A 14,005-nucleotide genomic window follows, 5' to 3' on the forward strand; every position below is an offset into this window, starting at 1 on the left:
CGGAAGGGCTGACAAGCCGGTTTTATACGCGTAAACAGGGCGTCCAAATCAAGAACAAACGGGATCATGGTGTGTCAAATGACTGCCGGTGAAGACATTTCCATGCGCCGCAAGAAGCTGCGTTACCGGGCCTGGCACCGGGGGACGCGCGAGATGGATCTTGTGCTGGGGCCCTATGCCGACGCGCACACCGAAAACATGGATGATGCCGCGCTCGACCGGCTGGAAGCCTTGATGAGCGAGGAAGATCCGCCGCTGCTCAAATGGGTGATGGGGCAGGAAACGCCGCCGGACCACATCGACAAGGCGTTTCTGGCCGAAGTCATTGCCGATCATCAGGCGCGGGTGGAAAAATGAACGAGATAATAGCCCAGCGCCCGACGCGCACCATCGCTAATGTGCCCGATGGCATGCAGCCCATGGTGCTGGCCAAGCTGGTCCAGCAGCGGGTCGAGGCGGCGCCTGAGGATGCAGCCAGCATCGTGTTCGTGGCGCGCGATGGTCGTCGGCTGCAGCGCATGGCCGAGATCCTCACCGCCATGTTGCCGGGGCATACAATCCTACAACTGCCGGCCTGGGATTGTCTCCCCTATGACCGGGTTTCGCCCAACAATGTGACGATTGCCGCGCGCATGAACACGCTGGCGGCGCTGACGAGCGGGGCCAAGAGCGCGGTGGTGCTGACGGCGGTGAACGCGCTGATCCAGCGATTGCCGCCGCGCGATGTGGTGGAGACCATGTCGTTTTCGGCTGTTACTGGCCGGATCGTGGATAGCGAGAAGCTTATCGCCTGGGCGGCGAACAATGGTTATCTGCGTGTGCCGACGGTGCGCGAAAGTGGCGAATATGCCGTGCGCGGCGGTTTGGTGGATTTGTTTCCGGCGAGCGCCGAAGCGCCGCTGCGGTTCGACTTCTTTGGCAGCCAGCTCGAATCGATCCGCACATTTGATCCTGATACGCAGCGCACGACAGGCCAGCTCAAGCGGGTGGATCTGACACCCATGAGCGAAGTGGTGCTCACCGAGGAAACGATCCGCCGCTTCCGGCAGAACTATACGGCCGCCTTTGGTGGCAACACGGTCGATGATACGCTTTATGCCTCGGTGAGCGGTGGCTCGCGCTATTCAGGCACCGAGCATTGGCTGCCGTTCTTTTATGAACATCTGGACACATTGGCCGCTTATGTCGGTGATGCGCCTTTCGTGTTCGACGAGCAGGCGAGCGAGGCATACGCCGATCGCGTGACGCAAATCCGGGATTATTACGAGGCGCGCGAAGCGGCACGGCTGGCGCCGGTGGTGGCGGGCGCAGGGGCGCCCTATAAGCCGATCAAGCCCGAGCTGCTCTATGCCGTGGACGAGCATCCCTATGCGCTGGCGGGTGCCTCCGTGGTGCAGCTCAGCCAGTTCCTGGCGCCGGGTACGAAGGCTGCCGATGATGCCGGAGGTTCGATAGCGCCGAGCTTTGCCGCCGAGCGATTGGCGCAGGATACCAATTTATTCCAGGCGGTTGTTGACCGTTTGCTTGAAGAACGCAGGCGCGGACGGCGGGCGATTGTGGCGTGCTGGAGCACGGGCACGCGCGACCGCATGGTTCAGGTGCTCAAGGATCATGGGCTGACCAATCCGCGCCTTGCCGAGAACTGGCGCGATGCAGAGACGACGAGCGCCGCGACAACTTCGCTGGTCGTGCTGCCGCTCGAAACCGGGTTCGAGACCAAGGACCTGGTGGTCCTCAGCGAACAGGACATTCTGGGCGAGCGTATCCTGCGGCCGCAGCGCAAGAAGAAGGCGAGCGATGCCCTGACCGAGGCGGCAAGCCTTGCGGCGGGTGATCTGGTGGTTCATGTGGATCACGGCATCGGGCGTTTCCTCGGGCTCAAGGTCATCGAGGCCGGCGGGGCGCCGCATGAATGCGTGGAGCTCGAATATGGTGGCGACACCAAGCTCTATCTGCCGGTCGAAAACATCGAACTGCTAACGCGCTATGGCTCGGACGAGGGCAATACGACGCTCGACAAGCTGGGCGGCGTCGCGTGGCAGGCCAAAAAGGGACGCCTCAAGAAACGCATCCGCGAGATGGCGGAGCAGTTGATCAAGATCGCTGCGGCGCGCCTTTTGACCAAGGCCGATGTGGTCGAGATCAATCCCGGTGCCTATGACGAGTTTGCCGCGCGCTTCCCCTATGAGGAAACCGAGGACCAGCTGGCGGCCATCGAGGCCGTGTTCGACGATGTGACCTCCGGGCGCGTCATGGACCGGCTGGTGTGCGGCGACGTGGGCTTTGGCAAGACGGAAGTCGCGCTGCGCGCGGCCTTTGCCGTGGCGCTCAGCGGCAAGCAGGTGGCGGTGGTGGTGCCGACGACGCTTCTATCGCGGCAGCACTTCAAGACATTCGCAGAACGTTTTGCGGGGCTTCCCGTCCGCGTGCGGCAGGCCTCGCGCATGGTGCCGGCGGCCGAGCTTAAGGTGACAAAGGAAGGTCTCGCAGACGGGCAGGTGGACGTCGTTGTTGGCACGCATGCCCTCCTGAGCAAGACCATCAAGTTCAAGGATCTGGGCCTGCTCATCATCGATGAGGAACAGCACTTCGGCGTGGGTCACAAGGAGCGCCTCAAGGAGCTCAAGGCCAATGTGCATGTGCTGACGCTGACCGCAACGCCGATCCCGCGCACGCTGCAGCTGGCGCTGACGGGCGTGCGGGACCTCTCGCTGCTGGCGACGCCGCCAGTCGATCGCCTGGCAATCCGCACATTCATCTCGCCCTTCGATCCGCTGTCGATCCGCGAGGCGCTGCTGCGCGAAAAATATCGCGGCGGGCAGAGCTTCTATGTCGTGCCGCGCATCAAGGACCAGGCCGACATTGCCGAGTTCCTGCGGGTGCAGGTGCCTGAGGTTTCCTATGTGGTTGCCAATGGGCAGATGGCCCCGGGCGAGCTCGACGACATCATGAACGCCTTCTATGACGGCAAGTTCGACGTGCTGGTGGCTACCACGATCGTGGAATCAGGGCTCGATATTCCGAACGCCAATACGCTGATCGTGCATCGCGCCGACAATTTCGGTCTTGCTCAGCTCTATCAAATCCGTGGTCGTATTGGCCGGGCCAAGGCGCGCGCCTATGCGCTCTTTACCGTGCCTGCCGACAAGAAGCTGACCGACACGGCCGAACGGCGTCTCGGTGTGCTTCAGTCGCTCGAGTCGCTCGGAGCGGGCTTCCAGCTTGCAAGCCACGACCTCGATATCCGTGGCGCGGGCAATCTTCTTGGCGACGAGCAGTCGGGCCATATTCGTGAAGTCGGCTATGAGCTCTACCAGTCCATGCTTGAGGAGGCTGTTGCCAACCTCAAGAATGGCGATGAGGACTACGAGGACAAAAACGAGTGGAGCCCGCAGATATCGTTGGGCATGCCGGTGATGATCCCTGAGCACTATGTGCCCGATTTGCAGCTGCGCATGCAGCTTTACCGCCGCCTGGGCGATCTCACCGATATCAGGGACATCGACGCGGCCGGCGCCGAACTGATCGACCGCTTCGGGCCTTTGCCGGAGGAAGTTGAAGCCCTGCTCAAGGTCATCCTTGTCAAGGCGCTGTGTCGTCAGGCCAATGTCGAAAAGGTCGATGCCGGCCCCAAGGGCGCGGTACTCACCCTGCGCAACAACGAGTTCCCAAATCCGGGAGCGCTTGTTCGCATGGTGAGCGACATCTCCAACCAGGTGCGCATCAAGCCCGATCAGAAACTCGTGTTCGCGCGCAACTGGCCCAAGGCAGAAGATCGTCTCAAGGGCACCGCCGCAATCCTGTCGCGCCTAGCAAAACTGGCAGAAAATGCGGCCTGAACGCGGCTGCGCTTACCCTATCTGCCATAATGCTTTGGCAAGGTTCATCGGTCATGTTATTGCCCGATTTCAGCACTTGAAGGGCAGTTCAGTACTCTTAGGTGGCGATGGCCACCGGGACCGCCAAAGAAGCCAAGGATATTCTATGAACTTCAGGAAACCCCTCGTCGCCGGTCTAGCGGTGGCTGCGCTCATGCTGTCCCCGCTGTCGGCCTATGCACAAGAAACTGCAGCGCCAGAAGGGCCGGCTGCTGCAGAAGCTGCTGCGCCTGCCGCTGGTACCGCGGCACCACAGCAGAATTGGCTCAAGGTGTGCGACCCGCTCCCGGACGGCAAGAAGGCCTGCATCATGCGCCAGGTGGTTCTGGCAAACGGCCAATTCCTCGGCTCGTTCCTTCTGCGCGACGATCCCGGTCAGGAATCACGCCTGCTGGCCGTTGCTGCCGTTCCGCTCGGCGTGCTGCTGCCCTTCGGGCTAACCTGGCAGATCGACGGCGCCAAGCCAGTCCGCGTGCCCTACATGCTGTGCGACCCGACCTCGTGCGCCACCCAGTTGGTGATCAACGAGCAATATGTCGACTCGCTCAAAAAGGGCAGCAAGCTCAAGCTTACCGCCAAGAATCGCCAGAACGAAGATCTGACCATCGAGATCACCTTGGCTGGCTTCACCGCCGCCTATGACGGCGAGGCTTCGCTCAGCTTTGACGAATTCCGCAAGGAAACCTCGGGCGAGAATGCCCTTGAGCAGGTCCTGCAGGACCGCGCCGAACAACTGCGCCGCCAGCTCGATGGCGGTGAGGCACCGGCTGAAGGCGAGACTGCGCCAGCTGCCGAGTAAGCAACAGCAAAAGTATTGGGAACGGGGCGCGGGAAACCGCGCCCCGTTCTTTTTGCGCTGAGTTCTTGGGACCTTGTGGAGAGCTTGTCGAACCATGGGGGAAGGCGCGTGGAGGCCTGGGTGGCGCGACCTCGTGGTTCGACAGGCTCACCATGAGGTTCACTGGGGATTCGGTGGCTACCGGTCCCCCATGCCAAGCGCGAAGGCCTGCCGCCGCAAACCCGGCAACAGCTTGAGTGCCCATAGACCCCCAGCGCGCAGGGCCTGAACAGGAACCATCTCGGCCAGCAGCGAACGGAACAGGGTGTCCACCATGCTCCCGGTGCGGGCCAGGTCTGCGGCGCGCCGCCGGGCATAGTCCGCGCTGATGCGCTCCGCCCAATCCGCTTGGGTGCGATTGCCCGCCGCAAGTGCATCGGCAAGTTCGGCGACATCGCGCAGGCCCAGGTTCAATCCCTGCGCCCCGATCGGCGGGAAGGCATGGGCTGCTTCGCCGACCAGAACCACACCATTGGCGCCGGCCCGATCGACCGAAAGCGTGCTGAGGGGAAAGATAAAGCTCGGCGAGGCGATTTTTATCCCACCAAACAGCCGCTGCGATCGCTCGAGCAAGGCCGCCCCAAGCGCCTCTTCACCGCCGTCGCGAGCCACCTGCAATGTTTCCCCCCGATCGATCCACACCAGATTGGCGCGTGTTCCCCCGGCGGGCACCAGGGTAAACGGGCCATTGGGATAGTGGAATTCAACCGATGCATGGCCTAGGGGCCGTCCAAGTTTGAGATCGCAGACCAGCGCGGATTGCTCGAATGGGCGTTCACGCGTCTTGAAGCCGGCCGAGCCGCGCACCAGCGACTTCTTGCCATCGGCACCGATCAAGAGCGGCGCACTCGCCTGCGTGCCGTCCGCGAGGTGGAGCAAATGCTGGCCCTCGCCCGCTTCAATCCGGCTGACCGCCAGCGGACGGGTTTCCAGCTGGGGCAGGGTGCTGGCAACGTCATTCATGCGCTCCAGCAAGGGTGCATTGGCAAAATTCCACCCAAAGGCTTCAAGCCCGGCTTCACCCGCGTCGAACAAGGTCTCGGGCGCGCGGATCAGGCGCCCTGTCGCATCAATGATGCGGATCTGGCTGAGCTTGTGACCAAGCGCCTCCGGCGCCTCGATCAGACCGGTTCGCTGGAGATAGCGCACGCTGGGCATCATCAGCGCGGACGTCCGCCGGTCGGGCGGCCCCTTGGGCGCAAGATGGAGGGTTTGAAGGCCCGCCTGGGCAAGGGCGATGGCTGCGGCCGTCCCGGCGAGTCCCCCGCCAACTACGACGGCCTCATGGGTGGTCTGCCGGGGATCGGTCATGAAAACTCCTGCCAATTGCTTTGCCCAACTCTACCATTCCGCCGCAAGCCTTTGCCAGCGCCCGAAATGTCGCTGAAAGCCGCCGCGACGGAAAAGAGCGAGCAAGGCTTTCCCCGGATCGCGGCAAGGCTTAGATATCTCAGCCACAGACTCGCACCGGAGCGCCACATGCTTGAACTATTGTCCGATCCCAATGCGTGGATCGCTTTTGGAACCCTGACGGTCATGGAGATCGTGCTGGGCATAGACAATATCGTCTTTATCTCCGTTCTGGTGTCGCGCCTGCCCAAGGAGCAGGCCGATCGCGCTCGTAAGCTGGGCCTCGCGCTTGCGCTGATCTTCCGCATCTTGCTGTTGCTGGTGATTAGCTGGATCATCAGCCTGACCCAGCCCGCTATCTCCGCCTTTGGGCTCGACCTCTCCTGGAAGGACCTGATCCTGATCGCGGGTGGCGCCTTCCTGGTCTACAAGGCGACCCACGAAATGCATGCCGCCATCGAAGAGCCGCATGAAAGCGAGATTGCGAGCAAGGCGACGGCCATGTTCGCGGCCGTGATCGGCCAGATCATCGTCATCGACATGGTTTTCTCCATCGATTCCATCGTCACCGCAGTTGGCATGGCCGACGATGTGGAAGTGATGATCGCCGCCGTCATCGTCGCCGTTGCCGTGATGTTCGTCGCGTCGGGCCCCGTCGCCAAGTTCGTTTCCGAACACCCCACCACCAAGATGCTGGCTCTGGCTTTCCTTCTGCTGATCGGCGTGTCGCTGGTGGCCGATGGTCTGGGCTTCCACATTCCCAAGGGCTATATTTACGCGGCCATGGGCTTTTCGGTGCTTGTTGAAGCGGTCAACATCATTGCCTCGCAGCGCAAGCGTGCCCGCAAAGGTGGCGCGGGCCCGGCCATAGCGCCCTTCACCGGCCCTACAGGTGCGGTAAGTGCCCAGGAAGCGGCGTCCTCACGCGTCCGGTCCAAGACATCTCCGATCGCCCGCGCCCAGGCGCGGCCCAAATCCGCTCCACGGAAGCCACGCCCATGACCAAAGCGATTATTGTCCACCAGACCGGCGGCCCTGAACAGCTCAGCTTCGAAGATCACTCGGTCGGCGAACCCGGCCCGGGCCAAGTCAAGCTGCGGCAGACGGCTATTGGCCTCAACTTCATCGACACCTATCAGCGCTCTGGACTCTACCCCATGCAGACGCCCTTTGTGGCGGGCAATGAAGGGGCAGGGGTCATCACCGCGCTTGGTGAAGGCGTAACCGATTTCAAGATCGGCGATCGCGTTGCCTACCAGGGACAGATCGGCGCCTATGCCACCGAACGGCTGGCTGCCGCCGAGCGCATGGTGCCCATTCCCAAAGGCATTGATGACCAGACGGCAGCGGCCATTATGCTCAAGGGTCTCACCGCCTATTACCTGCTGCGCAAGACCTGGCCGCTCGCAAAGGGCGAAACCATTTTGTGGCATGCAGCCGCAGGCGGTGTCGGCCAGATCGCCACGCAATGGGCCAAGGCGCTGGGCGCAACAGTGATTGCCACAGCCGGCAGCGCCGAAAAGCTCGAGCTGGCCCGTGCGCAAGGCTGCGATCACGTCATCAACTACCGCACCGAAGACTTCGCTGCCCGGGTCAAGGAGATCACCGGTGGCAAGGGTGTGGACGTTGTTTATGACGGCGTCGGCAAGGCAACGTTTGAAGGCTCGCTCGATTGCCTGCGCCCTCGCGGCCTGATGGCCAGCTTCGGCAATGCCTCGGGCGTGGTGAGCATCCCTGATATCACCGTCCTTTCACGCAAGGGCTCGCTCTATGTCACCCGCCCCACAACGCTGCATTACCTCAGCACGCGCGAAGCCCTGCTGGAAGGTGCCCAGGAATTGTTCGCTGCCATCACCAATGGCAGCATCAAGGTGAACATCGGCAAGACCTTCCCCCTGAGCCAGGCCGCCGACGCCCACCGCGCGCTCGAGGGCCGAGAGACCACAGGCTCGGTGGTTCTGCTGCCCTGACACAGACCAGACGCGCCACGCCCGATCCACACTGGACAGCGTGGCGCTCTCCGGCTAAACGCACATCCCACGGGTAGATGGCAGAGTGGTTGATTGCTCCGGTCTTGAAAACCGGCGAACGTGCAAGCGTTCCGGGGGTTCGAATCCCTCTCTACCCGCCACCGCATCGATTTTGACAGCGAAAACAAGAGCTTAGCAACGGATAATTTATTTATCCTAACCTAGAGCCTAACTGTCGTTGTGCCAAGAAATCCCCAGCAATTCCGGGGCATTCTCGACAGTCCCGGCGAATCCATGGCACATGGGGGAACATATGGCCGCGACCAAATTGAGCAGTCCGAAAGTGATTTTGCTGGTAGGACTAGGCTTTGTGGCAGGCCTAATCATATCTTCTGGGGCAATCATCAGATGGGGGAGTGACCTAGGCTCTGTCCTTGCTTCTCCCAATACAGCTACCCTCCTAGCCGGCCTTGGAGGTGCCGCTCTCGGGGGTATTATCTCGTATTTCGTTGCACGGCAGACGTCCGCACAGACCTTACAAAGAGATCACGAGGCCAGAGTAGCGAAGGAACATGCAGCCGCTCTCAGCGCAATGGTTACCACCATGCAGCTAGTCAACCGCGCTGCGTCGTGGAGCAGCATGATCGCTCGGGCAGAAAAAGAAGCGCAGGAGGATGAAGAAGGTCGGCCGCTCTGGGAGTATGTTCGTGCTTCGTCTGGCCAACACCATCCTGCCCGAGATATGAACCGGCACTATTTCTGCCATTCATTGCAGCAGGTGCTTCGGATCTTGTTCACCGCTGTACGATTTATGCCGACAAGGTAGACGCTATGGACGCCGCATTTGCCGCCTACAGCAGAGATCGGATCGAACTCGAGCATCTCCTCGCGAAGTATACCAAGTTCAAGGGCAGCAAAGCCCACACCAGCATCACGGACGATGAAGATGTGGCTGTTGCAAACTTTAAATCGAAGCAGCTCGATATCTTGGGCATAGCTGAACATTCGCGTCAGGATGCAGCCGAGGGCATACAGATAAGCGCTGACATGGATGCAGCCTTCAAGCGGTATTTCGGCCCCAAGGCAAACTTCAGCCTCAGTGTAATCGAACCCGAAAATACTAAGGCTGCCTAGGAGGGCGGTACGCACTGGTTTGCACCTGCGTACTTTGCGCGAACTGCGTACCTCTGATTATCGAAATCAAACGCTGGAAAACCATGCGGTGCCAAGGGCTTAAGTGCCTTTGAATAGGCGGTTCGCACCTGCGTAAATCATAGCAGAGGAAGAAATTTGCGCGTGATAACCCGGCCCGTCTAGAGAAGTGGCCTGAATTGAAGGTCTTGGCCCGCCCCCTAGGCAGTCGGCTAGTCGTCGAGGCCAATGGCGTGACTGGCGCTGCCGTTCTCTAGTCGCTGCTTATGCGTGTTGTGGCAGGGATCGGCACATAGCGTCTGGAGTGGGCCAGCCCAAAAAGCAGCCCCCTTTCCGTTGTGCCTTTCCACGTGATCGCAGAACAGCTTGCTTGTGCCGCCTCGCAGCCGGCCGCATATCTGACAGGTGAAGAGGTCGCGGACCAGCACAGACCATCTTAGCTTCTGCCACCGTGCGGTCTTGTACCACTTGCGATAGGCTTCATCATTGCTGCGGCCTGGGCGTACCATGGGCGCTGCCGTACGGATCAGCGGGGGGGAGCGTGCCTATCCTAGGCTTCAGCATCTTGAGCGGCATTATTCGCCGCTATCATGAGAAGGCACTACCTTGAAGCGGGGCGTGTCTGGGGTGTTCTCGTAGTCAGTGAGGCCTCCGACAATGTTAGCGATACGCTCTAGGCTCGCTCCGATCTCAGGCTCCATTACTCTTGCTTGCTGTCGATGGCCCTGGGCAACAATCTCAATCAGATGATCCCACTCTTCGACGTTGCCTGCGGCAGCGTGTCTGATGGCACTTGGCACGGCACGCAGCACCGTCTCAAGCGCAGTAGCATGTTCAGTCAGCCAGTTGATCCGCGATGCCTGCGCATCAATCTGCTTTTGCTGGGCAGAGATGACATTGGCCAGTTGCTGGATTAGCTCGTGCGTCGTGCCTTCTAATTCCATCGTCACCCCATCCTTCGCTGCATGTCCAAGTTCCAGCCAGGCAGAGCCTTCCTGACTTCCCTAACGGAATTGTCTGCGAACTGCTTGGCAATGGCACCAACATCGTTGAGCGACATGGCACCGGCAAGGGAAATGTTCTGGTTCATGACGACCGTATTGCCGCCATTAGCCCGATTGGCTGAGTGGTCAAGCAACGTTTCATTCGGGTGCATCATCGCAAGGAACCCACCCTGGCCATCCAAACCTCCAGCCCGGGCTCCAGTGCCAGTGAAGCCTCCACCGGCAAAGGATGGCAGGCCGAATAGCTTCCCGATCCCTGCAAACAGCCCACCACCACCGCCAAAGCCGCTGAAGAGGGCATTGAAGCCCTGATCAATGAAAAGGTCGGCCAGCTTGCCCAGCAACTGCCCTATGGCGTCCATGATGAGGAGCGTCGCTGCGGAACTGCGGAACCTGCGGGTCCCCCTTTTTGGGGGGCCGAAGTCCCGCGGTACTGCAAAGAGTGTATCACCTAATTGGCAGCATGCACCTGCTGTGGGCGACGAACCTAAACGCACAGGTTTGAAGTTCCTGTGGACATAGAAGCAGCGGAAGCCTGGCTTATTCCGGTTCGGTAAAGCGAGCGAATTTCTGTGCCGTACCGGTATAGCAGGCGGCTCAAGGTGGACAACTTTGAGCCTGCTTGATGATCATCCACAAATCACGGTTTGTGCAGTCAATGCGATTTTCAGACTAGAGGCTTAGTTAACCCCCCAGCGATAGTCCTGTGGGTTTCTCTTCGCGGAAAGAGCGCCACCTTCTGGGTGACGCCAATGCATCAGATTACAAGAATGGCAACGAGCAGAAGCACATACATGCAGGCCGCGACGTTGACATTCACGTTGATGCGTACCGTTAGGAACTTGCGCATGGCGCCGGTCTCCGAACGGGTAGTGCACTACCCAATTAAGGGGAGCGGAGTATGTTTTTCGTGCCCTTGCTGGCACTAAACCTTCTCGCGCTAGCAACGAGCCGATCATCCGACTGTTCGTGAAGTCATCCGACAGCGTCACAGCCATTAGCCCCACTTTCCCGGTGGGACATAGGGCCTGGAATGACCCTCAGCCGATCGTTGGGCAGAATGCTCAGTTGGCGCAAGCGCTCCGAGTTCATCCGTCTATTGGCTGTTTCAAGATGATCAGCCTCCTGTTGATGGGAGTCCAGCGTCAAGCTGAGGTTCTGCACAATTGCCTAAGTTGACCGTCCTCAAGCCGAGACTGAACAAGCTTCCTCCGCGCCTCTCCACACCTCGTGAAGTCCGAGACACCAAGTACAGCCCAGACGCAACAGTGCGCGGTTGGCATCAATCGACCAGGTGGCAGAAGCTCAGGCAGGCAGTGCTAGAGCGGGATCTCTACACCTGCCAGCACACAGGCGTTCTGCTGAGTGGTAAGGCGCCGGCACCGAACAGCGCTGTTGTGCACCACAAGGTGCCGCACAAGGGCGATGAGCAGCTGTTCTGGGACATTAACAACCTCGAAGCGGTGTCGAAGGAATGGCACGACAGCGAGGCGCAGAGGGAAGAACGCAATGGCCAAGCTTGAGCCCGAGAGTCTTGAGCAATGGATCGCTGATGCAATGGAGGATGAACTTGGCAGGCGCCTCGTTGCCATTGATGAGGCGCGGCTAGTTGAGCCTGGTCACTGCATGCGCGGTGCACTGCCGCGAATAGATGACCTACTCGACATGTACTCAATCACGCGAGTCTTCTTCCACGGTGAAGGCAAGGCATGGAAGGGCGGACTGCTCGGCTGAGCCTTAGAGGGGCGGTCAAAACTTCCCAAGGCCCTCTCCTTCTGCACCCGCAGCTCCCCCACGCACAGATCTTTTCCCGCCTATAAAAAACGTGTGAAGCACAGCGAAGCTCTTTTTTGGCTGCTTAGATGGGAATATTGGGAGGGCGACTTTCACAAAAGATACTGCGCAAGCGTAGCTGTATCGATCGATTGCGCAGCACAACCTCTGGAGGTCACTACCGCAAACACAGGCGGCTGCGCGGCCGGATAAAAATAGTTCGCAAGTTTGTGCCAGAAGTAACCGAGCTTGGTCAGCAGAACAGGCTGTTCCTGGTAGACCCTGCCGTCATAGACATAGCCCAGTGCCTGTTGTCCCTTATGGGCAACCATAGATGATTGATGCCAGCCCAGCGGAGACACTGTGGTGACCACGATACGGCAGTCATCCTTGCTGGCGACCCATAAGGGACTTTCCAGCCACCCTTGTTCTGTGAGGGTAAAGCCATCCTCCCCGAGAGCTCTGAGCAGCGAACTGGTGCTCAGCCGTTCATTCGGCTGATCAGCAGCGGCGCCATGCCAGGCCTTCAAGCTAAGGCTCGCCCCGAGCAGAAGGATGAGTGCCAGCCTAGCCCAACGTAATGGCATCACGCCGCGCCGCAAACCAGCCGATAGCCGCAATGGCCATTGTCGTAAGCCAACCGGCAATACTGGCGCCCACCTCTCCATGAATTAGCCCGTAATGCTCAGGGTAATAGCCGATCAGGCTGATGCGGGTGACGTTGATTACCACGACAAGCACGCAGGCGAGCGCGCCCAGGCCAAGCTTTGCTGATGACCACCTGCCGGAGGTGACATTTACCACACCCACAAGGGCCAGGATGGCCAGCGAAAGATTGGTGAAGGAGGAGCAGCCCGGAGCGATCCACATGGAGCCTGATCCATCGGCAAAGGGGACGATGTTGCCGTCCGGATCGGTGCCAACCGCCAGGGAAACGAGTGTGGCATCGATTGCGAGAATAACCTCGTTGAAGAAGCTCATAAAAACGCGTGCCCAGAACATCGGGATGGTCACCGCCAAAAGGATCGTGGCACCGCGCCGCATCGGGCTACCTGGAGGTGACCCAGTGAAGAGGCACAGCACCAAGGCGCTGACGGCGAACCAGCTCAGATCAGGTACCGGCACGAGCATGGCGATGCCGGCAGCAGAGGCGAGTGCCCAGTCAAGCCGGTTCGTTCCGACTGCGGGGGAGCGCCAAAGGAGCAATAGGCCCGCGCCGAGCGCGAGCCAAACAAAGACGCTCACGCCGAAACTGTTCAGCGTCGCCGAGAGAATGCCCTGCTCAGCGACGGCGGCACCCACATTTCTTGATAGGGCATTGCTAGCACCGACGGCGATTAGGCTGCTGAAGAGGATGGGACGACTCGTGTCCCGGCTTTCCGCGAAGAGCAGAGCGCTGGACGCCCGGAAACTGCTCACCCGTCGGCCCGATCCGAACGACGCTTGCGGGACCTAACATAGGCAATCCCCCCGACCACCGCTACAAGCGGTAGGCCGATTCCTGCTACAGGCCCGGGGGCCCCTAATTGCGGGCCGCCGTTGCCCTGACCTCTGCCATTGCCGTTTTGGCTGTTATTGCCGTGGCCGTTTCCTTGTCCCTGGGCAAGCGCCGGGCCAGCGACAAGTGCAAGAGCGAACGCCACGCCGAGAACACTTAGCTTGTTCATGATTGACCTCCTAGGTGGAGGCACGCTGCGCCCAGTGGCTTCATGGCACAACCGACCAATTGATTTACCGTCTAAGCTGTATCGAGTTGTGGACAGCATTCAGCGAAGACAATCACTTACGAGGGCCGGTGTATCGCACGATCTGTGTCAAACTGGTGGAGACCGTGGAGCTACTGCCGGCAGCCAGTTTCGCAGTAGCAATCCGTCTAAATCAACACCTCGAAGAAAGACTGCGCACTCAATCGCTGGAGTGCGCCCCGTTTCACCGGACAGGCGGCGATTGGGTTTAAGCACTGAGGCGCAGGAACTCTCGTGGTGAGCGGAACTTGAGCCCGGAGTGCGGGTGAACCTCACAGTAGTCCTCGATCCATCC

At 60.2% G+C, this 14,005-nt stretch carries 13 protein-coding genes, 1 tRNA gene and 1 pseudogene; 10 read left to right on the forward strand and 5 right to left on the reverse strand.

Annotated elements, in window-relative coordinates:
- Positions 1-78: 78 nt before the first annotated feature.
- From DDE77_RS18395 to DDE77_RS18405, 3 genes are all read left to right on the forward strand, one after another.
- The gene (locus DDE77_RS18395; protein WP_245895387.1) at positions 79-357 is read left to right on the forward strand and encodes an FAD assembly factor SdhE; all 279 of its coding nucleotides are present in this window, start codon (positions 79-81) and stop codon (positions 355-357) included.
- Complete coding sequence (mfd, locus tag DDE77_RS18400; RefSeq protein ID WP_108398943.1) at positions 354-3,839, forward strand: transcription-repair coupling factor; 3,486 nt, start codon at positions 354-356, stop codon at positions 3,837-3,839. Before DDE77_RS18395 ends, mfd begins: the two co-directional genes overlap by 4 nt.
- A 145-nt stretch (positions 3,840-3,984) precedes the next feature.
- A complete protein-coding gene (locus tag DDE77_RS18405) occupies positions 3,985-4,677 on the forward strand; it encodes an invasion associated locus B family protein (RefSeq protein WP_157959945.1) in 693 nt (230 codons plus the stop codon).
- Positions 4,678-4,854: 177 nt separating this feature from the next.
- Here the strand turns inward: DDE77_RS18405 and DDE77_RS18410 are convergent, their stop codons facing one another.
- Complete coding sequence (locus DDE77_RS18410) at positions 4,855-6,027, reverse strand: FAD-dependent monooxygenase (protein ID WP_108398945.1); 1,173 nt, start codon at positions 6,025-6,027, stop codon at positions 4,855-4,857.
- Positions 6,028-6,195: 168 nt separating this feature from the next.
- Here DDE77_RS18410 and DDE77_RS18415 point away from each other — a divergent pair.
- The 4 genes and pseudogenes from DDE77_RS18415 to DDE77_RS18435 form a co-directional block, all read left to right on the forward strand.
- Positions 6,196-6,918 (forward strand): annotated as a pseudogene (locus DDE77_RS18415) (TerC family protein); the annotation flags it as partial.
- Between the two features lie 146 nt (positions 6,919-7,064).
- Positions 7,065-8,036, forward strand: a complete 972-nt coding sequence (locus tag DDE77_RS18420; protein WP_108398946.1) for a quinone oxidoreductase family protein — start codon at positions 7,065-7,067, stop codon at positions 8,034-8,036.
- Positions 8,037-8,107: 71 nt separating this feature from the next.
- Positions 8,108-8,197: transfer RNA gene (locus tag DDE77_RS18425), tRNA-Ser, on the forward strand.
- A 670-nt stretch (positions 8,198-8,867) separates the two neighbouring features.
- On the forward strand, positions 8,868-9,170 hold the full coding sequence (locus tag DDE77_RS18435; protein WP_108398948.1) for a hypothetical protein: 303 nt from the start codon (positions 8,868-8,870) through the stop codon (positions 9,168-9,170).
- Positions 9,171-9,763: 593 nt separating this feature from the next.
- On the opposite strand, the gene DDE77_RS18445 is transcribed toward DDE77_RS18435, so the two are convergent.
- Entirely contained in the window at positions 9,764-10,132 is a 369-nt protein-coding gene (locus tag DDE77_RS18445; protein ID WP_108398950.1) for a hypothetical protein, read from the reverse strand.
- 2 nt (positions 10,133-10,134) lie between these two features.
- Positions 10,135-10,554: a hypothetical protein gene (locus DDE77_RS18450; RefSeq protein WP_108398951.1), complete on the reverse strand. Its 420-nt coding sequence runs from the start codon at positions 10,552-10,554 to the stop codon at positions 10,135-10,137.
- 804 nt (positions 10,555-11,358) lie between these two features.
- Between DDE77_RS18450 and DDE77_RS18455 the strand changes: the two genes are divergently transcribed.
- Positions 11,359-11,715, forward strand: a complete 357-nt coding sequence (locus DDE77_RS18455) for an HNH endonuclease (RefSeq protein ID WP_108398952.1) — start codon at positions 11,359-11,361, stop codon at positions 11,713-11,715.
- Positions 11,702-11,926, forward strand: a complete 225-nt coding sequence (locus DDE77_RS18460; protein WP_108398953.1) for a hypothetical protein — start codon at positions 11,702-11,704, stop codon at positions 11,924-11,926. Before DDE77_RS18455 ends, DDE77_RS18460 begins: the two co-directional genes overlap by 14 nt.
- 152 nt (positions 11,927-12,078) lie before the next feature.
- On the opposite strand, the gene DDE77_RS18465 is transcribed toward DDE77_RS18460, so the two are convergent.
- Both DDE77_RS18465 and DDE77_RS18470 read right to left on the reverse strand, forming a co-directional pair.
- Entirely contained in the window at positions 12,079-12,495 is a 417-nt protein-coding gene (locus DDE77_RS18465; RefSeq protein WP_157959946.1) for a hypothetical protein, read from the reverse strand.
- Between the two features lie 37 nt (positions 12,496-12,532).
- The gene (locus tag DDE77_RS18470) at positions 12,533-13,384 is read right to left on the reverse strand and encodes an exosortase/archaeosortase family protein (protein ID WP_157959947.1); all 852 of its coding nucleotides are present in this window, start codon (positions 13,382-13,384) and stop codon (positions 12,533-12,535) included.
- 107 nt (positions 13,385-13,491) lie between these two features.
- Here DDE77_RS18470 and DDE77_RS20115 point away from each other — a divergent pair, with 107 nt between their 5' ends.
- On the forward strand, positions 13,492-13,623 hold the full coding sequence (locus DDE77_RS20115) for a hypothetical protein (RefSeq protein ID WP_281261316.1): 132 nt from the start codon (positions 13,492-13,494) through the stop codon (positions 13,621-13,623).
- Positions 13,624-14,005 lie beyond the last annotated feature (382 nt).

The sequence above is a fragment of the Devosia submarina genome (assembly GCF_003056345.1).
GTDB lineage: Bacteria > Pseudomonadota > Alphaproteobacteria > Rhizobiales > Devosiaceae > Devosia > Devosia submarina.